The organism is Borreliella sinica, assembly GCF_033969665.2.
Taxonomy (GTDB): Bacteria; Spirochaetota; Spirochaetia; order Borreliales; family Borreliaceae; genus Borreliella; species Borreliella sinica.
Genome location: NZ_CP135180.1, coordinates 337,695 through 355,625, shown reverse-complemented (window position 1 = coordinate 355,625; position 17,931 = coordinate 337,695). Strand labels below are relative to the sequence as shown.

The following is a 17,931-nucleotide window of genomic DNA, read 5'->3' as shown; positions in this document are numbered from 1 at the left end:
GTCAAGGCTTGCTAGTGCTTTTTTTCAATTCTTCTAGTAAATTTTTTGCTTCTACATTATTAGGAGAGATTGTAAGAAGCTTAATTAGTGCTTCTTCTGCTAATATTTTATTATTTGCATTTATTCTTGATTTTGCTAATTTTATTAATAGATTTTGGTTGTTAGGAGCATATCGTAATGCGTTTTCGTACGCAAAATCAGCTTCATTATATCTTTTTAGCTCATAGAAAGAATCTGCAATCAAATTATAAACTTTTATTATCCTTGCTCCATTAGAATCAAGGCTAACATATTCTTGAAAGTATTTTAATGCATTTTCATAATTTTTTTGGAAAAAATAAGCTTCTCCTAGTGCTTGAATAATTCTTATATCATATTTTTTAATACCAAGTCCTATAATAGCTTCTTTTTCAGCTCTTTTGTATTCCCCTATAGCTATTAAACTCCATATCAATATTGTCCTAGCATCTAGGTTATTAGGGTTTAATCTGATTTCTTCTAGCGTGTTTGAAATGGCCTCTTTAAATTTTCTTTCTTTATAAAGAAGAAAAGAGTCTTCTTTACCTTTAAGCTGTGATTGTCCTAGTAATAAGCTTGAATTGGATAGCAGAATTAAAGTTACTTGTAATAGAAAAGAAAAATTCATTCTTCAAAATCCTCCATTTCGCAATTCCCTTTAAATATTGCTCCAGAATCAATGAAAAGCTCTTTGGTTTTGATGTTTCCTATTAATGTTCCGGTTTTATAGATTTTAATTGTTTTTAAAGCTTCAATATTTCCTTTTATTTTGCCATGATTGAGCAAATGTTGACATTTTATTTCAGCTTCAACATCGGCTTTTTCTCTTAGATATATTGAGTTTGATGAGTTTATTAGGCCTTTAAGCTTTCCTTCTATTATTATTGGCTTATTACTTTCAATATATCCTTCAAATTCAAAATTTTTTTTAATTACATTTTGAGTACTACTTTCTTCAAATTCTAAGCTATCTATGCTCATTGAAACCTCTAAAAATGAATGCTTTAATTTAAAGCATTCATTTTTGATAGAATTTTTTATAAAAATGTTTTTATAATTATATTAGTCGTTTCTTCTTTGGCCCAAAAATCTTAGAAGATATAGGAATAAATTTATAAAATCTAAATAAAGCTTAAGTGACGCTACAACCGCCATTCTATTTTTTATTTCAGTATCGTCTTGTAGCATTTTATCCATTTTAGCAATATTTTGAACGTCATAAGCTGTTAGCCCTGTGAATATGATTACGCCCAAAATAGATATAAGGAAATTAAGCCCTGAGCTTCTAAAAAACATATTAACAAGAGATGCAATAATAAGGCCCCATAAGCCCATTATCAGATAGCTTCCTATTTTTGTGAGATCTGTTGTTGTAGTGTATCCATAAACAGACATTCCAAGAAATGTTCCAGCGGCAATTCCAAATGTGAATACTATTGATCCTTGTGTATAAATCATAAATATGGAAGATAATGTTACTCCTGTTAATGCTGAGTAGAGCAAAAAAAGAGCCGTTGCGGTATTGCTTGATATTTTATTAAGAGCACCACTTATTACATATACAAGTCCAAATTGTATAAGTATTATAGCCATAAATGACATTGGATTTGAGAATATTATTGCTCTGATTGTTTGATTTTCTGAGGTTGTATATGCAAACATTGCTGAGATTAAAAGTCCAATTGACATAAGTCCAAAAACTTTTGCTAAAAATTTGTTTTTTACTAATATCTCTTGTTTTTCTTGTGCTAAATCAATCATAATAAAGCCTCCTTATTATTTATTATTAAGATTTTTTTGATCATTAAATTTTTTGCGAAGTTCATCAAATATAGTGCTTGGAACTTTCCCATATTTTAAGAATTCCATTGAGAATTCTGCTTTTCCTTGGGTAGAGGATCTAAGGACTGTTGAAAATCCAAACATTTCGCTTAAAGGTACTTCAGCCTCAACTTTTGAAAAACTTCCGTCTTCTAATGAGCCCGTAATTATTCCTCTTCTTTGGTTTAAAAGTCCAAACATATTTCCTTGGAATTCAGTAGGTCCTTCAAGGGTAACTTTCATTATAGGCTCAAGGATTGTGGGTTTTGCTTTTTCGTAAGCCTCTCGGAAAGCGCCAATTGCTGCTAATTGAAATGCAATATCAGATGAGTCGACAATGTGGTATTGACCATCATTGATTGTGATTTTTATATCAACTATTGGAAAGCCAATTAATGTTCCTTTTTCCATTGCCTTTTGAAATCCTTTGTCACATGATGGGATGTATTCTGTAGGGATTACTCCTCCTTTTATCAGATTGACAAATTCATATGTTTCTCCTTCCTTATTAAGAGGCTCCATAAATCCTGCAACTCGCCCAAATTGACCAGCTCCTCCAGATTGCTTTTTGTGAGTATAGTTGAATTCAGCTTTTCCCGTAATCGTTTCTCTATAGGCTACTTGTGGCATTCCAGTTTCGACTTCTGCTTTAAACTCTCTTTTCATTCTTTCAATGTAAACTTCTAAGTGTAGTTCTCCCATACCTTGAATTATTGTTTCGTTTGATTCAATGTCAACGTAAGTTTTAAATGTTGGATCTTCTTTTGTAAATCTTCCAAGAGCTTTAGCCATATTATCAGCGGATTTTTTGTCTTTTGGTTTTACAGAAAGAGAAATTACTGGGTCTGGAATAAACATTGATGTCATTGAATAGTTGATCGATGGATCACAAAATGTATCTCCTGATGCACATTCTATTCCAAATAGAGCGACAATGTCACCGCTTCCTCCAAATTCAATATCTTCTGTATTATTAGCGTGCATTCTGATAAGTCTTCCTACTTTGAATTTTTTAGAAGTTCTTGAGTTGACAAGTTCTTGTCCTTTTTTCAGAGTTCCTTGATAAATTCTGACATAGGTTAATTGACCGTATTGCCCGTCTTCAAGTTTAAATGCAAGAGCAACAGTTGGAAGGTTGTTGTCAATTTTAAGATCGATCTCCTTCTCGTTATTATTGAGGTCAAGAGCAGTGTTTTTTATATCATGGGGGGATGGTAAAAATCTGGTTACAGCATCTAAGAGTAATTGTACCCCTTTGTTTTTATAAGCAGATCCCATAAATACAGGGCATAATTTTAAAGCCAATGTTCCTGTTCTAATTGCATTGTATACTATTTCAATAGGGACATCTTTTCCCTCCATGTGCAATTCCATAAGCTCATCATTAAAATCAGAAAGAGCATCAAGCATTATTTCGCGTTTATTTTTTGATTCTTCTAGAAGATCTAAGGGGACCTCCTTTTCTATTATTTCTGTTCCATCTTTTCCTTCAAAATAGTAAGCTTTCATTAATACAAGATCTACAACTCCAATATGCTTATCTTCCAATCCAATTGGGATTTGCATTAAAACGGAGTTTAAGTCAAGTTTTGACTTAAGTTGATCTTTTACATTGTAGGGATTTGCTCCGGTTTTATCGCATTTGTTTACAAATGCAAGGCGTGGTACGCTGTATCTTTTAAGTTGTCGATCAACAGTTATTGATTGGGATTGAACTCCTGCAACAGAATCAAGAACTAATATTGCTCCGTCAAGCACCCTGAGAGATCTTTCAACTTCAATTGTAAAATCTACGTGACCTGGTGTATCAATAATATTTATTGGAAAATCTTTCCATTCAACATGAGTTGCAGCTGATGCTATTGTGATTCCTCTTTCTCTTTCAAGCTCCATTGAGTCCATTGTCGCGCCAACTCCATCTTTGCCTTTTACTTCGTGAATTGCATGAATTTTATTGCAATAAAAAAGAATGCGTTCCGTAAGAGTAGTTTTTCCTGAGTCGATGTGAGCGCTAATACCTATGTTTCGTAAGTTATTGTAGTCCATTAGACATTGTTCCTCCTGATGATATTGAATAGAAGATTAACTATCTTAATAATTCTACAAAATTTTTTTTTAAAAATCTATCTCATATCATTTTATGATATTAAATATTTTGGAGTTTAAACTATTTAATATAGTGTTTGCAGTCTACTTGATTAAAGTTGTATTAATGTATATTCTTATATTAGGAATATATCATTTAGTAGATTTTGATTTTATTGATTAAAACTTTTTATTTAGTGAATTAACTCTTACTTTATTATTATACTCCTAAGATGATTATTTGGAGGAATTTGAGTTGGAAACTTTAACAATATCTAATGAATTGAGCAAAATATCACAAGTAGGTTATGATCCTTCTGTGTCTGAGCTTTCTGTATTTTTCAAGGATGGAAGAGCTTATAAGTATTTTAAGATTGAACCAAGACATTTTAGTGTAATATCTAAACTTGTTGAGGACAAAAGATCGGTTGGTAAATATTTAACAGAAAATATATTTAACAAGTATGACCAAGAAAAGCTTTAATTTGGTTTTTTAGATAGTAAATATTAAAAGCCCTTTTGTTTTCAAACAGGAGGGCTTGTTTATGGTTGGACTTTGGGTGTGATAAATTTTATTTTATAATCATCAATGTGGTTTGTTTAAGTTTAAAAGTTAATAGTTTTAATATTGTTAAAATTTTATATTTTAATTGTTGTTAGATTCAGTGCTATTTTTCTACTTTGAATGATTGAAATGGTATTAAGGATTCAAGTAAATTTTTTATGTATAGATTGTTATTTATTCTTGTTTTTGTTTTGTCTTGCAGCTCTATTTCTAAGGAATATCAAAACATATCGAGTGAATATTACAAACTAGCTAAATTAAATGAAGAGCTTGGCAATAATGAGACTTCTGTTTCGCTTTATGAGAAATCTATTCAATTTAATATTAATGCTGGAGATGATTCGAGTTATAATTTTATTTTAGCTTCCATTAATTTGAAAAAATATACAGAAGCTGAGTTGAAACTTGATTCCATTATAAAAAAAGATCCAGAAAATATTTTGCTAATTAATTTGAAAGGGTATTTGTTCTTTAAAAAAAATGATTTAGATAATGCTTTGACGTACTATTTGAAAACTATAGAATTTGCACCTGCAAATAAAGAGGCTCTATTTAATGTTTTTTACATTTATCATTTAAAGAGTGACAAAGAAAATGCTAAAAAATATATTTTAAGATATAAAGAGCTAAATCATCCTATACCAAGCGGTGCAGAAGAAATAGTTTCTTCTGTTGTTAATAGTTAACGTAGTTAATTTTAGTTTTGTGTTTACTTTTTACTTTATGGTTATTATTATATAATAAGATATGCAATATAAACCCTGTTTTATTTTTCATAAATTTTTGTAGGAGAGTTTGTATATGATGAGGCTTAAAGTTTTAACCTTGTGTTTGCTTGGGATTTTAGCAGTCAATGGTTTTACAGATACTAATTTTGAATTTAATTTTGGTGGTGGAGTTTCGCTTCCCTTTAGTCCCTTTTCAAGCTTTTATAACGAGGCTTTAGAAATTAATGCAAAACTTAAGCAGAATTTGCCTTCAAATTTATCCCCAATGGAAAAAGAAGATATAGTTCAAAGTTTTTCCGATTTGGCCAATATTGCTAAATCTGGAGTAAGATATGGGACTTATGGTCAATTTGGTGCTAAATTTGATGATTTTATTTCTGTTGGATTTGAGCTTTTGCTTGACATGAACCTTGTTAAATTAATAAAGCGTTCAGATGGAACTGCAAATGAAAATTTCTCATTTATTATGGGGATAACACCCAGATTTTATACAAAATTAGATTTTTTTGTTTTGGCTTTAGCGTTTTTCACAGGTCCTAAGATTAATGTAGCTACTTCTGCTGCAGATTCTGTTTTAGCAGAATTGGGAACAATGGGTTGGGATATTGGCGCTAGGCTTTCATTTTCTTTTTTAATTCTTGAGGGTTATTATGTTTGGAATATTAAAAACTCTAAATTTTCTGATTTCAAGTTTGGGATAGGTTTTGAATTTGGAATTGTATAGGTTGGCTAATTTTGTTTTTATGATTATGCATAATATTTGTTTTTGCTATTAATAGAATTTTCAGATTTTTTTATTATTAAAAACATTAAAACCAAAATATTTTGTGAGCCGTGGAGAAAGCCTCGGCTTTAAAATTTTTTAGCTATGTTTATTCGTATAAGAAGCCATAGTAATCATCAAGTTAAGATTATTAGAATGTTTTAAAAGAAAGAATGAGGAGCCAGGTGAATTTGTTTCAAAGAAAATCAATAGGAATTATTGCTTGTCCCGGGGGTAAAGTTTTCGCCAATAAAATAATAGAAGAGCTTGAAAGAATATTTATAAATGTTGGTAATGATGTTGTAGATAATATATATCAAGATTCTAATATCTTAGAGGAAGATTTTTTAAAGATCGAAAAAATTTTATCCCCTTTTTTAGAAGGTCTTAGTTTATCTACCCTTAAAAGTGAAGAGTCTTTAGAAATTCCTGTAAAATTTGTTAAATTTGCTAATGGTGAATTTAAAACTGAAATTTTAAAGACAATTAGGAATAAGGATATCTTTATTGTTCAAGATGTTGCCAATACTTATGAAGTTGAGATAAATAGTAATGATAAAATAATTATGACAGTTAATGATCATATAATGAATTTAATGACAACAATAGATGCTTGTATGCAGGCCAAAGCTAACTCTGTTAGTATTATTATTCCATCTTATCCTTATTCAAGACAAGATAAAAAACATTCAAGAGAATGTTTAACAGCTAGTCTTATTGGTAGATTTTTAGAAGAGTTGGGGATTAGGCATATTTTAACCCTAGACATTCACTCAAAGGCTATTGAGAATGTATTTAGAAAAGTTTATTTTGAAAATTTAAATGTTTCTTATGAAATTTTTAAATCCCTTAATGATTTGATCGATATTAGAGATTCTAATTTAGTTATTGTTTCACCTGATACAGGTGCTGTAAGTAGGAATAAATTTTTTGCGTCAAGTCTTAAGAGTCCTCTTGCTTTGCTTTATAAGGAAAGAGATTATTCAAGGGTTTCAAAAGATGTTGCTGATTCAAATATTTCTGTAACCAAACTTTTAGGAGATGTTGAAGGTAAGAATGTTTTTATGAGCGATGATATGTTAGCTACTGGGGGCACTCTGATTAAGGCAATGAAATTACTTAAAAGTATGGGCGCTAAAAAGATTATATGTGGGATTAGTTTACCATTTTTTAATGGAGATGCTATTAAATATTTTGACAAAGCTTATGAGGAAGGGTATTTTTATAAAATAATTGGAACGAACGCTGTTTATCATAATGATGAATTGATAAATAAGCCTTGGTATCGCGAAGCTAATGTTGCGCATCTTTTTGCGAATGCAATATTTGCAATTTATAATAAAGTTGGTTTACAAAAAATTCTTGATAGAAGGGATGATATTCAGAAATTGATTACCAAGGGTTAGTTTATGAATGCTCTTAGTATCGATATTGGCACTAGTGTTTTAAAGGCAGCATTAATTAGCTCTAAAAATGGAGTTTTAAATTATATTGATGTTAGTTATTCAGATTATTTTGATGTCGATTTTGAAAATTTTGACTTTAATATATGGCTTTTTTCTTTTAAAAAAGCCATATCTAATTTTCAAGCTAACAAAATAGATTGCATTTCTGTTGGCGGTATTTCACCATGTTTAATTGCTTTAAATTCAAACTTAGTTCCTTTGGAAGTATTACATTGGAATTCCTCTAAAATTAAGCTTGATTTTAAGGGAAAATCTGTATTTTTACCCTATGTACTTAGTACGGTTGAAAGAGGAATATATTCTAAAATAAGCTATTTTGTTTCTTGTTTTGAGTATTTTATTTATTTACTTACAGGAAAGCTTTTTACAAGCTTTCCAAGTATAGAGTATATTCCTTTTATTTGGGATGATTTAGAGATAAAAAAATATGAACTTGATAAGAACAAATTTCCTCCGTTTATAAAAATGGGGGAAAATGTTGGTGCTGTAACTTATAAAGCAGGAATTGAATTTGGACTAAACAGCGGAATAAGTGTAATTAATGCAGGATCAGATTATTTAAGTGTTTTAGTGGGAAGTGGTGCTTTTCAAGAGGGAATTGTGTCAAATAGAATGGGCACAAGTGAAGGGTTTAATTTTGTTTCAAGTACATATTTACCAGGATTTTCTTTGGAATATCCTTATTTTTTAGAAGGATATTTTATTATTGGCAGAATTGTTCCCTTTGGATATTTGATTCAATTATTAAAAGATAGTTTTTATAAAAAAAGTTTAACTTTCGAGTTACTCTTAAAAAAGATTGTTGAGAGTGTCGCTTTAGATAATGTATTCTTTTATCCAAGCAAAATTAAGCTTTTTAATGATTTGTTTATTTTAGATCCTTATCTTTACAAAGATTTAAGTAAAGGAATTTTTGGTAGTATTAAAAATCCGCTAGAGATTGGTTTGGCAATACTTGAGTTTGTATGTTTTGCTTTTTACAACAGATTGTTAGAGTTAAAAGCCTGTAAAAAAGAAATTTTAAGCATTTTTGTTAGTGGATCTAATTCTGATAATTTGCTTTTAAATCAAGTAAAAGCAAATATTCTTGGCAAAGATTTAAAGATTTTTGATTTTAAGCACTCAGAGATTATGGGGGGAGCAATTCAAGCATTCTATTCTTTAAAAGAATTTGGTAGTTTAAATGATTCTTTTTTGAAGCTTGCAAAGATTAAACACGTTGTTTCGCCTATTATTGAGGTCCATGAAAAATATTTAGAAAAATATCAAAAATATATTAATAATTATAGTCTATTTGTTAACGGGTAATATATAGGTCTCTTTAAATTCGTTTATTCCTGTTATTTTTTTAAAATCCGCTTTCGCTTCTGATTTTGTTTTATAAGGTCCAGATCTTACTCTGTAAATATCTTTATTATCTACTGTTGCAGAATATATTCTAGCAACTATATTATATTTTAGTAATTTTTGAATATAGTTGTCAGCATTGATTGGATCTGAGAGTGATACAAATTGTATGTAATATTCTGTATTAGGGTCATATATGTTGTCAATATTTAAAACTTTTTGGGCTATGGGCTGAGGTTTTTCAATAATTTTTGATTTTTGAGAAGTATTAGATATTTTTTGAGTTGTAGGTCGAGGTTTTTCAATAATTTTTGATTTTTGAGAAGTATTAGATATTTTTTGAGTTGTAGGTCGAGGTTTTTCAATAATTTTTGATTTTTGAGAAGTATTGGGTATTTTTTGAGTTGTAGGTCTTTTTTCTTCCTTTAAATCGTGTGTTAAATCTATGATTATTTCATTTGTAGTTTCAGATACTTTTAAAGATTTTTCATTTTGGTCTACGTTTTCTAAAGTGTTTTGTTCTTTGGTTTCTTCTAAGACAATATTTTTTTCTGCAATATCTGAGGCCAAATTTTTGTTTGGAAAGAAAATAATTGTACCAAGAAATATTATGATACAAACCGTTGCAATCGAGGTTAATGCTACAAAAAATCCTTTGTTATTGTCATTGTTTTCATTCAAATCTTTCATAGTTAATTATCTCCTGCATTTTTTTTTCAATTTCTTTCTCTAGATATGCATAATTCTTGTTATTAATTATATTGATTATTTTTAAGTTTATAATATTTTTTTCAAAAAAAATATCTTTTTGAATTTTGAGTATTTTATTGATTATATTTGAGTTGATGCTTGGAGTAGAATATGATAATCTATTTTTTATTATAGGGGTCTTTGCTTTGACTACAATAATATAGTCGCAGAGTTTTTCTAAGTTTATTTTAAAAAGTAAGGCAGCATTGATTATTATTTTTGTAGATTGAGTTTTAATTAGGATTTTTTTTATTTTATTAAGTATGATCGGATGCGATATGCTTTCAAGTTTTTTTAATTCTTTATTGTTATTAAATACAAGATTTCTTACCAAAAGTTTGTCTATTTCATTTTTAGTATTTAATATTTTTTGACCGAATATTTTAACTATTTCCCCTTTTTTTTCATGTAAGACCAAATGTCCAAGTCTGTCTGCATTTATTTCGTAAAATCCATATTTATTGCTAATTATTTTAGAAACAGTGTCTTTGCCAGATGCAATTCTTCCTGTTATTCCAATGATTAATGGATTTCTCCCCATGATTTACCCGTTTCAATATTCGCTCTTAAAGGTAGATTTAATGTATAAGCGGTTTCCATCATAATTTTTAATATTTTTTTTACCTCATTTTCTTCGTTAATAGGAGATTCAATTAGCATTTCATCGTGAACTTGTAATAATATTTTTGATTCCATTTTTTTACTTTTAAATTCATTAAATACTTTGACCATTGCAAGTTTCATGATATCAGCTGCACTTCCTTGGATTATACTATTTATTGCTATTCTTTCCGCGGCAGACCTTTCTAAATAATTATTACTATTAATTTCTTTTATATATCTTCTTCGTTTTAAGATGGTTTCGCTATATCCAGTATTTCTTACAAAGTTTATTTGATTTATTATAAACTCTTTGATTTTTGGATAAGAGTCAAAGTAAGAATTTATAAATCCTTTTGCCTCTTCTTTTGTAATTCCCAGTTCTTTTGCAAGCCTAAAGTCCGACATTCTATAAATTATTCCGAAATTAATAGATTTTGCTATTCTTCTCAAGTTAGGGGTAATTTCTTTTTCTTCTATTTTGAAAAGCTTAGAAGCGGTTTCCGCATGAATGTCTTTATTGTTTTCAAAAGCGTTAATAAGGACCTCATCTTGTGATAAATGAGCAAGTATAGCAAGTTCAATCTGAGAATAATCAGCTGAAATAAAAATATTTCCTTTTTCCGGTTTAAATGCTTTTCTTATTTTCCGACCTTTCTCTTCTTTTATTGGTATATTTTGTAAGTTGGGATTTATGCTGGTGATTCTACCAGTTGCTGTTTTTGTTTGTATGAAGCTTGTATGTAATCTGTTTGTTTTATAGTTTATTAGTTCTGCCAAATTATCCGTGTAAGTGCTTCGCAATTTTGCAAGTTGTCTGTGTTTTATTAGGTTTTCAATTGATTCATGTTGTCCTCTGAGAGATTCAAGCACTTTTATATCAGTTGAATCTTTTTTCATTTTCTCTGGTAATTTTAGATTTAGTTTTTCAAATAAAATTTCATGCAGTTGTTTTGGTGAATTTAAATTAAAGTTAATTCCTATGCTTTTTATTATTTCGTTTTCGATTAGTTCTAATTCTTTTCCAAGTTCTTTTCCATATTCTTTTAAATATTCTTTATCAAGGTAAATGCCATTTTCTTCCATTTCTATAATTACTTTGTTAAAAGGCATTTCTATTTCATGCATTAAGTTATCGAGACCGTCTTCTTTTAGTTTTTTGCTAAATATATTGAATAATCTGAATGTAATATCAGCATCTTCAGTTGAATAACTTGTTGCCATTTCTAGAGATATATTTGCGAAGTTATCATTTTTTTGTATTATATCTTCATATTTAATGTTTTTATGCATTAAATATTTTTCTGCAAGAAAATCAAGCGATACCTTTGAGTTTGTGTCAATAAGGTATGCTGCAATCATTGTATCAAAATAGGGTGGAATAGGGTTAAATCCATTATTTTTTAGTATTCTATAGTCAAACTTATAATTTTGACCAATTATTTTGGGGTTTAATTCAAAGAGACTGTTAAATTTTTGTATTATATAATGTTTTTCTATGTAAATTTTTCCTTTGGCTTCGATTGGAATATAGTAGCCTTCAAATTCTTTAAATGAAATGGAAATTCCAATTAATTTTGCTGTGTAAATGTCAAGCGAAGATGTCTCTGTGTCTAATGAGATATATTTAGCTTTTTTAAGGCTTTCTATTAAATTATCAAGCTCTTTTTTTGTTGTTATTGGGTAGTATTTAACATTTTCTGTGTCAATTGTATTTAGGCTATCTAAGCTGTTAGTAGTGGTGAGTTCTTGCTCAAATAAGCTTTTTTGGTCTGCATTGTCTTTTTCTTGTTTTAAGATATCCTTTTTATAAGTTTTTATTAGAGCAATTGCTGAATGCTTTTCGAGCAAAGAGATTAGCTCTTCGCTAAAATTTTTTAAGGCGAAGTTTTCAATTTCTGGAATTTTTAAATTTTCTTCAAGACTTACAAGGTCATAGCTTAAAAAAGCATTTTCTTTTTCTCTGATTAAAATTTCTTGATGTTTTTTATTTATTAATTCTAAATTTGAATATATTCCTTTTAAGGTTATAAACTCTTTTAATAAATTTGCTGCTCCTTTTGGCCCAATACCTTTTATTCCGGGTATATTGTCAGACCTGTCTCCAACAATAGCCAAATAATCTTTTATTTGAAAGCTATTTATTCCAAATTTTCTTATTACGTATTCATTGTCCATTTCAACAAAGTTGTTGTTTTCGATTTTAAGTATCTTTATGTATTCTGACATTGTTTGCAGCAAGTCTTTGTCAGGAGAAATAATGTAAGTTAAATAGTTATTCTTTGTAGCTTTTTTTGCAAAACTAGCCAAAAGATCATCAGCTTCGTATCCTTCGATCTCGAAGATTGGTATTTTTGCCTTTAAAAGGCCTTCTTTTATCCATCCGATTTGAGGTATTAAATCATCAGGAGGCGCGTCTCTTGTTGCTTTGTAGTTTGGATATTTTTGCTTTCTAAAAGTTGGTATTTCTGAGTCAAAGGTAATAATCAAATGTGTAGGATTTTTTTCTTTTATTATGAAAAATAATGTTTTAAAAAAACCAATAAATGCGTTTACATTTTCTCCTTGTGTGTTTAAAAGTGGATAATTTTTCATTACGTGATAATTTCTAAATATTATGTTTAATGCGTCAATTAGGTAAAGCTCTTTCATATTTTAATATCTAACATTATAGGCAAATTGTTTGTTACAATGCGGTTTTGATTTTTTTTAATTTTTGGGATTTTTCTTTTTGCATTTATAGTTTGCTGTAAGATTTCACAGCAAACTTGATATTTAATGTATATTTCTTCTTTCGCTAGATTAATTTCTTTAATCAAATAGTCTAAATTATCTAATTTTTGGTTTTTAGATTTCAACCATGCATTGATTGTTTTATAATAACTTTTTATTGATTCCAGGATTAAATCCTTTTTAGGATTGGTTATATTTAGTATTCTTATTTCTTTTCGTTGCAGTTCAGCACTTTCTATTGCTAATACTAACTTTAATTCTTTTAATTCTAATAATAAACCGTTAAAATATTTTTTTAAAATTTCATTAGCCGACAATATTAATTCCTAATTTATTATGATTAACATTATTTTCTTTTTTTTGTAATTCTTTCCAAGTAAAGCTTAATATTTGTAATTGTTTTATAACATTATCAATTTTGTGTAGTTCTTTTTTTAAAAGAACATTTTCTAACTCTTTATTTAGAAATAAGTATATTGAGAGAAGGTTTGTAGAGATGTTTCCACCCTGTTCAAAATTTAAGGTTGACATTAATTCGGTAATGATTTCTTGTGCATGAAAGATTTTTTCATTAGCTTTAATTGCATTTTGCCAATTTCCATCTTGTATAAGTTCTTTAGCAATTTTTAAATCTTGTATTGCTTTGTCATAAAGCATTATTAATATTGATAGTGGGCTTGATGTTTTTATTTGTGTTTGTTTATATACTTTTTCTTTTGCTATCAAAATTTCCTCTAATTTAAAAGTTTAACTTGTTCTATTATTTGTTCTTTTTTAAAAGGTTTTGTAATGTATCCCCTAGCTCCAAGAGATAAAGCTTTTTGTATTAATTCTTGCTTTCCAATGGCTGTAACCATTAATACATTAACTTTTTTAAGCAATTTCTTATTAATTTCATATATTCTCTCAAGGGCTGTAATTCCATCCATTCCCATCATTGTTATATCAAGTGTTATTAGATCAATATTATTTTGTTTCTCAAATTCTTTAACAGCTTGAATCCCATCCTCTGCTTCTAAAAATTCTTTAAATCCCAATTCCTCTAAAATTTTTATCAAGTTTTTTCTCATAAAAAGTGAGTCATCAACTATTAAAGCTTTTTTGCTTTTTTCCAAACGAGTACTCCTTCATTCATTTTAGCATATTAAATATCTTTAACGACAATTAAAATATAATTCACATTTTTATAATGTTGGCTTTTTGATTAACATTTTTATTTAAAGATTATTTTAATTTAAATATAATTGAGAAGAATGTGTGCTTTTTCGATTTCTTTTATGTTTAGTATTAATAAAAAGGTTATTTTTTTTATTAATTTAGATTATTTGATAAAATAATAAAGAGTATGTTAAATTTTGCCCTATGAGTAGTAAAATACAGCAAGAAATTACAGATTTGAAGAAGTTGATTAGAAAGTGGGATAAAGAGTACTATGTTGATTCTTTGCCTAGTGTTGAAGATTTTGTATATGATAGGCATATTTTAAGGCTTAAGGAATTAGAAAGTAAGTATCCCGAATATAAGGCCTTAGATTCTCCTACTCTTAAATTTGGTAGTGATCTTTTAAATGACTTTAAGGAGCTTGAACATTCTGTTCCAATATTAAGTCTTGACAAAGTTTATGATCTTAATTTGCTAAAATCATGGATAAATAAGATTGATTTTAACAATTCTTTTAATATTTCTGTTGAGCCAAAGATTGATGGATGTTCTATTGTTCTTTATTATAAAGATGGCATTCTTGAAAAAGCTCTTACTAGGGGTAATGGAAAATTTGGTAATGACGTTACTAAAAACATTAAAACCATTAGACATATCCCTTTATCTCTTAATGAAAAGGTTGATTTAGTATTAAGAGGGGAAGTTTATATTACTAAAGAAAATTTTTTTGAAATAAATAAATCTTTGGAAAAGCCTTATACTAATTCTAGAAATTTAGCTTCGGGAATACTTAGAAGGGTTGATAGCAGAGAGGTTGCTGGTTTTCCTTTAAATATTTTCATTTATGATTTTTTGAATGCTGGATTAGAGTTTAAAACCAATAATTTGGCTATTGAAAGACTTAAGAAATTAGGCTTTAAGGTTGATCCTTTGATTAAATTTTTTGATCAAAAAAGTTCAATTAGAGAAGTTTTGAATTACATATCAAATATAACGGAAGAAAGAAATTCTTTTGAGTATGAGATAGATGGCGTTGTTCTTAAGGTTAGTGATTTTGTTTTAAGAGAAAAATTGGGATATACTACGCATCATCCCAAATGGGCAATTGCTTACAAATTCGAAGCTCTTTCGGGTTATAGCAGGGTAAATAGCATTGTTGTTCAAGTTGGTCGTAGTGGTAAAATTACCCCAGTTGCTAATATTGATAAGGTTTTTGTTTCAGGAGCTTTTATTACTAATGCAACGTTGCACAATCAAGATTATATAATGTCTATTGATTTAAATGTTGGTGATGTTGTTAAAGTTTCAAGAAGAGGAGATGTAATTCCTGCTGTTGAAATGGTGATAAATAAATTTTCAACAGGATTTTTCAAGGTTCCTGATAACTGTCCGGCTTGTAAGATGGTTTTATTAAAAGAGGGAGCACATTTTTTTTGTGCAAATAATAATTGTCCCGCAATAGCGGTCGAGAGAATAAAATATTTTTGTAGTAAAAATTGTATGGATATTGAAGGGTTTTCTAATAAGACTATTTCTTTTCTTTTTGAGAATAAATTTATTTCTTCAGAAATTGACCTTTATAGATTTGATTATTATAAACTTCTTAAATTTAAAGGGTTTAAAGATAGAAAGGTCAATAATCTAATAAGTTCAATTGAAGCTAGCAAAAAAAAACCATTTAGTAAATTACTTCTTAGCATAGGAATTAAAGAGTTAGGAGAAAACACAATAAGACTGTTATTTTTCAATGATTTAAATTCATTTTCAAAGCTTGTTAGACTTTGTCAAGATAGAGATTTTGCTTTTTCAACATTGTTGAAAATTAAAGGCATAGGAGAGAAAATTGCTTTAAACATTATTGTAGCTTTTAATGATTCAATAATACTTAATAAGTTTAAATTTTTTGAAAATTTAAACTTTAAAATGGAAGAATGCGTTGTGCCTGATGATAAGAATAAGTTATTAATTGGTAAAAAGTTTTGTATTACTGGAACCTTTAATGGGTATTCTAGACCTATTGTTATTGACAAGTTGAAAAATAAAGGTGCAATTTTTAAAACTTGTGTTACTAGGGATTTAGATTTCCTTGTTGTAGGAGAAAAAGCTGGATCAAAGCTTCAAAAAGCTTTGAATTTGAATATAAAAATTATGTCTTTTAAAGATATCAATGGTTATTTAAATTAAATTAGATTTAAAGGGTTTAATTTTTATTTAATTATTTTGATTTGCTTAAATTCAGGTTTTAGACTTTTATACATTATTCCTAGTTCATGGATATTTTTGACTTCTATTAAGTTTCTAAAAAATTCTTCTTTATTTTTTAAAGTAGGGTTAATAAAATATTTTTCAAAGTTATATTTTGAGATTATTTCATGATTTTTTAGAGCCTCATTTAAATTATTGGTTGGGCCTATTTCAATATAGTATGTGTTTTCTTTTTTAAATGCAAATTGATCCCCTTTTTCTTTAAATTTATAGTTATTAAGGTATGTGTCAGGGTAGATTTGGAAATCTGCTGTTTTGATAATAGTTGCCTTTGGAGTGCTTTTATCATTTTCTTTTAAATTTTGACTCACAATTTTTTCTGCAGGCTTTAAATATTCCTTTTCTAATGTGCTATTTTCCTCTAAGTTTTCATTTTTGTTTGTAATGCTTGGAATTAAAATTTCTTCATTTAAAGATTTTTTAGAAATTTCTTTTTTTTTAAAATTGTTTAATTCTTTTTGAAGTTTTAAAATAGTCTCTTCATTCTCTTTTATTTTATCTTCTAATTCTTCGAGTTTTTGTTTGTCGGTTCTTAATTTTTTTTGATTTTCTTTATTTATTGCTTCATTTTCGCTAATTTTTTCCTTTAAGGCATTGATTATTTTTCCTATTGAGGATAAGTTTTTTTCGATTTCTTCTAAGTTTTTATCCGAATCATCCTTTTTTTTGAAATTTCTTAATTCTTTTTGCAAATCTAGAATAGTGTTTTCATTATCCGTAATCCTATCTTCAAGTACATCAAATTTTTTTTCATTAATAGCATAATATTTTTCGTTCTCATAAAGAAGGTTTTCTTTTAGATTATTTATTACTCCTTCATTAGAAGGGTAGTTATCCTCATTTGTTTCTTCAACTTCATCATTATATCCATAATTTTCTTCAAACTCTTCATTTTCTTCTTCTTCTTCTTCTCCTCCCTCTTCTTCAATGTCTTCAATGTCTTTAATATTTATTTTTTCATAATTTTCATCTTCTTTAGGGCTGGATTTTTTGTTAAGGAGCTTTTTTATTTCTGCTATCTCTTTTTTTAATTTACTTGTTAAAATTTCATATTTTTTTGCTTTTTTTTCGATTGATTCTATTTTTTTATTGTCATTTGCCGATGCTTTTTGATTTTTGGTTTTTAGAAGCTTTTCTATATTTTTAATTTTATTTTCATAATTCTCAATTACAGATTTTAGATCATTTTCGTCCATTCTTTTTTTAAGCACTTTTCTATCTTTTATATTTTCCGGCAACTTCAGGTCTTTACCCCTTTTGGGGTCTTCATAAGAAGCTATGTTTTTATTTAAATTTTGCGAAGTATTTATGGGATCTTTTTTGTTTTCACTATCTTTAAATTCTTCACTTAAGTCTTCCAAGGGAATTTTAATACTAGAATAGCTTATTTTATTATTACTAGCTCCAAATAATAATATACATAAAAGTATTATAAACTGCTTAAAGTTTCGATTTTTTGTTTTATTCATAAGATCCTTGTTTTTATTTAGAAAACATCTATAATTTATAATGTTATCATAGTTTGTCTATTTATCAAAAGTGATAAAAAATCACTAGGGGTGCTGCTTTATTATCAAGTAGTGCTAATTTCAAATTAGTTTTAAGTGAATTTCTTGTTAATTTGCTTTG

At 28.0% G+C, this 17,931-nt stretch carries 17 protein-coding genes; 6 read left to right on the top strand and 11 right to left on the bottom strand.

Annotated elements, in window-relative coordinates; translation table 11 throughout:
* Nucleotide 1 precedes the first annotated feature (1 nt).
* The 4 genes from QIA41_RS01595 to fusA form a co-directional block, all read right to left on the bottom strand.
* Nucleotides 2-646 carry a tetratricopeptide repeat protein gene (locus tag QIA41_RS01595; protein WP_320292310.1) on the bottom strand — a complete coding sequence of 215 codons (645 nt, stop codon included), beginning with the start codon at nt 644-646 and terminating at the stop codon, nt 2-4.
* Entirely contained in the window at nt 643-999 is a 357-nt protein-coding gene (locus QIA41_RS01590; RefSeq protein WP_320292309.1) for a bactofilin family protein, read from the bottom strand. The genes QIA41_RS01595 and QIA41_RS01590 overlap by 4 nt, the downstream gene beginning before the upstream one ends.
* A gap of 81 nt (nt 1,000-1,080) precedes the next feature.
* Nucleotides 1,081-1,779: a Bax inhibitor-1/YccA family protein gene (locus tag QIA41_RS01585; RefSeq protein WP_320292308.1), complete on the bottom strand. Its 699-nt coding sequence runs from the start codon at nt 1,777-1,779 to the stop codon at nt 1,081-1,083.
* Between the two features lie 15 nt (nt 1,780-1,794).
* Nucleotides 1,795-3,885, bottom strand: coding sequence for an elongation factor G (gene fusA / locus QIA41_RS01580; RefSeq protein ID WP_320292307.1), 2,091 nt, complete (start codon nt 3,883-3,885; stop codon nt 1,795-1,797).
* A 295-nt stretch (nt 3,886-4,180) separates the two neighbouring features.
* Here fusA and QIA41_RS01575 point away from each other — a divergent pair, with 295 nt between their 5' ends.
* From QIA41_RS01575 to QIA41_RS01555, 5 genes are all read left to right on the top strand, one after another.
* Entirely contained in the window at nt 4,181-4,408 is a 228-nt protein-coding gene (locus QIA41_RS01575) for a KTSC domain-containing protein (RefSeq protein WP_320292306.1), read from the top strand.
* Nucleotides 4,409-4,647: 239 nt separating this feature from the next.
* Nucleotides 4,648-5,175: a tetratricopeptide repeat protein gene (locus QIA41_RS01570; protein WP_320292305.1), complete on the top strand. Its 528-nt coding sequence runs from the start codon at nt 4,648-4,650 to the stop codon at nt 5,173-5,175.
* Between the two features lie 115 nt (nt 5,176-5,290).
* Complete coding sequence (locus tag QIA41_RS01565) at nt 5,291-5,941, top strand: hypothetical protein (RefSeq protein ID WP_320292304.1); 651 nt, start codon at nt 5,291-5,293, stop codon at nt 5,939-5,941.
* A gap of 224 nt (nt 5,942-6,165) precedes the next feature.
* Nucleotides 6,166-7,386: a ribose-phosphate pyrophosphokinase gene (locus tag QIA41_RS01560; protein WP_320292303.1), complete on the top strand. Its 1,221-nt coding sequence runs from the start codon at nt 6,166-6,168 to the stop codon at nt 7,384-7,386.
* A gap of 3 nt (nt 7,387-7,389) precedes the next feature.
* Entirely contained in the window at nt 7,390-8,754 is a 1,365-nt protein-coding gene (locus QIA41_RS01555) for an FGGY-family carbohydrate kinase (protein WP_320292302.1), read from the top strand.
* Here the strand turns inward: QIA41_RS01555 and QIA41_RS01550 are convergent.
* The 6 genes from QIA41_RS01550 to QIA41_RS01525 are packed head-to-tail and all read right to left on the bottom strand — an operon-like array spanning nt 8,737 to nt 13,991.
* Nucleotides 8,737-9,483, bottom strand: coding sequence for an SPOR domain-containing protein (locus QIA41_RS01550; protein ID WP_320292301.1), 747 nt, complete (start codon nt 9,481-9,483; stop codon nt 8,737-8,739). The genes QIA41_RS01555 and QIA41_RS01550 overlap by 18 nt on opposite strands.
* Nucleotides 9,467-10,084, bottom strand: coding sequence for a dephospho-CoA kinase (coaE, locus tag QIA41_RS01545; RefSeq protein ID WP_320292300.1), 618 nt, complete (start codon nt 10,082-10,084; stop codon nt 9,467-9,469). Before coaE ends, QIA41_RS01550 begins: the two co-directional genes overlap by 17 nt.
* Nucleotides 10,066-12,795 carry a DNA polymerase I gene (polA, locus tag QIA41_RS01540; protein WP_320292299.1) on the bottom strand — a complete coding sequence of 910 codons (2,730 nt, stop codon included), beginning with the start codon at nt 12,793-12,795 and terminating at the stop codon, nt 10,066-10,068. The genes coaE and polA overlap by 19 nt, the downstream gene beginning before the upstream one ends.
* The gene (locus tag QIA41_RS01535) at nt 12,792-13,193 is read right to left on the bottom strand and encodes a hypothetical protein (protein ID WP_320292298.1); all 402 of its coding nucleotides are present in this window, start codon (nt 13,191-13,193) and stop codon (nt 12,792-12,794) included. Before QIA41_RS01535 ends, polA begins: the two co-directional genes overlap by 4 nt.
* Nucleotides 13,183-13,602 (bottom strand): flagellar export chaperone FliS, encoded by a 420-nt coding sequence (gene fliS / locus QIA41_RS01530; RefSeq protein ID WP_320292297.1) that lies wholly within the window; start codon nt 13,600-13,602, stop codon nt 13,183-13,185. The genes QIA41_RS01535 and fliS overlap by 11 nt, the downstream gene beginning before the upstream one ends.
* Nucleotides 13,603-13,610: 8 nt before the next feature.
* Entirely contained in the window at nt 13,611-13,991 is a 381-nt protein-coding gene (locus QIA41_RS01525) for a response regulator (RefSeq protein WP_320292296.1), read from the bottom strand.
* A 247-nt stretch (nt 13,992-14,238) separates the two neighbouring features.
* Between QIA41_RS01525 and ligA the strand changes: the two genes are divergently transcribed.
* A complete protein-coding gene (ligA, locus tag QIA41_RS01520) occupies nt 14,239-16,221 on the top strand; it encodes an NAD-dependent DNA ligase LigA (RefSeq protein ID WP_320292295.1) in 1,983 nt (660 codons plus the stop codon).
* Nucleotides 16,222-16,244: 23 nt separating this feature from the next.
* Here ligA and QIA41_RS01515 read toward each other — a convergent pair whose 3' ends face one another.
* A complete protein-coding gene (locus QIA41_RS01515; RefSeq protein ID WP_320292294.1) occupies nt 16,245-17,771 on the bottom strand; it encodes a hypothetical protein in 1,527 nt (508 codons plus the stop codon).
* Between the last annotated feature and the right edge of the window lie 160 nt (nt 17,772-17,931).

What these genes read in the sequence shown, in the direction of transcription:
- QIA41_RS01595 (WP_320292310.1), bottom strand. Translation starts at nt 646, where the DNA reads ATGAATTTTTCTTTTCTATTACAAGTAACTTTAATTCTGCTATCCAAT.
- QIA41_RS01590 (WP_320292309.1), bottom strand. Translation starts at nt 999, where the DNA reads ATGAGCATAGATAGCTTAGAATTTGAAGAAAGTAGTACTCAAAATGTA.
- QIA41_RS01585 (WP_320292308.1), bottom strand. Translation starts at nt 1,779, where the DNA reads ATGATTGATTTAGCACAAGAAAAACAAGAGATATTAGTAAAAAACAAA.
- fusA (WP_320292307.1), bottom strand. Translation starts at nt 3,885, where the DNA reads ATGGACTACAATAACTTACGAAACATAGGTATTAGCGCTCACATCGAC.
- QIA41_RS01570 (WP_320292305.1), top strand. Translation starts at nt 4,648, where the DNA reads ATGTATAGATTGTTATTTATTCTTGTTTTTGTTTTGTCTTGCAGCTCT.
- QIA41_RS01565 (WP_320292304.1), top strand. Translation starts at nt 5,291, where the DNA reads ATGATGAGGCTTAAAGTTTTAACCTTGTGTTTGCTTGGGATTTTAGCA.
- QIA41_RS01555 (WP_320292302.1), top strand. Translation starts at nt 7,390, where the DNA reads ATGAATGCTCTTAGTATCGATATTGGCACTAGTGTTTTAAAGGCAGCA.
- QIA41_RS01550 (WP_320292301.1), bottom strand. Translation starts at nt 9,483, where the DNA reads ATGAAAGATTTGAATGAAAACAATGACAATAACAAAGGATTTTTTGTA.
- coaE (WP_320292300.1), bottom strand. Translation starts at nt 10,084, where the DNA reads ATGGGGAGAAATCCATTAATCATTGGAATAACAGGAAGAATTGCATCT.
- polA (WP_320292299.1), bottom strand. Translation starts at nt 12,795, where the DNA reads ATGAAAGAGCTTTACCTAATTGACGCATTAAACATAATATTTAGAAAT.
- ligA (WP_320292295.1), top strand. Translation starts at nt 14,239, where the DNA reads ATGAGTAGTAAAATACAGCAAGAAATTACAGATTTGAAGAAGTTGATT.
- QIA41_RS01515 (WP_320292294.1), bottom strand. Translation starts at nt 17,771, where the DNA reads ATGAATAAAACAAAAAATCGAAACTTTAAGCAGTTTATAATACTTTTA.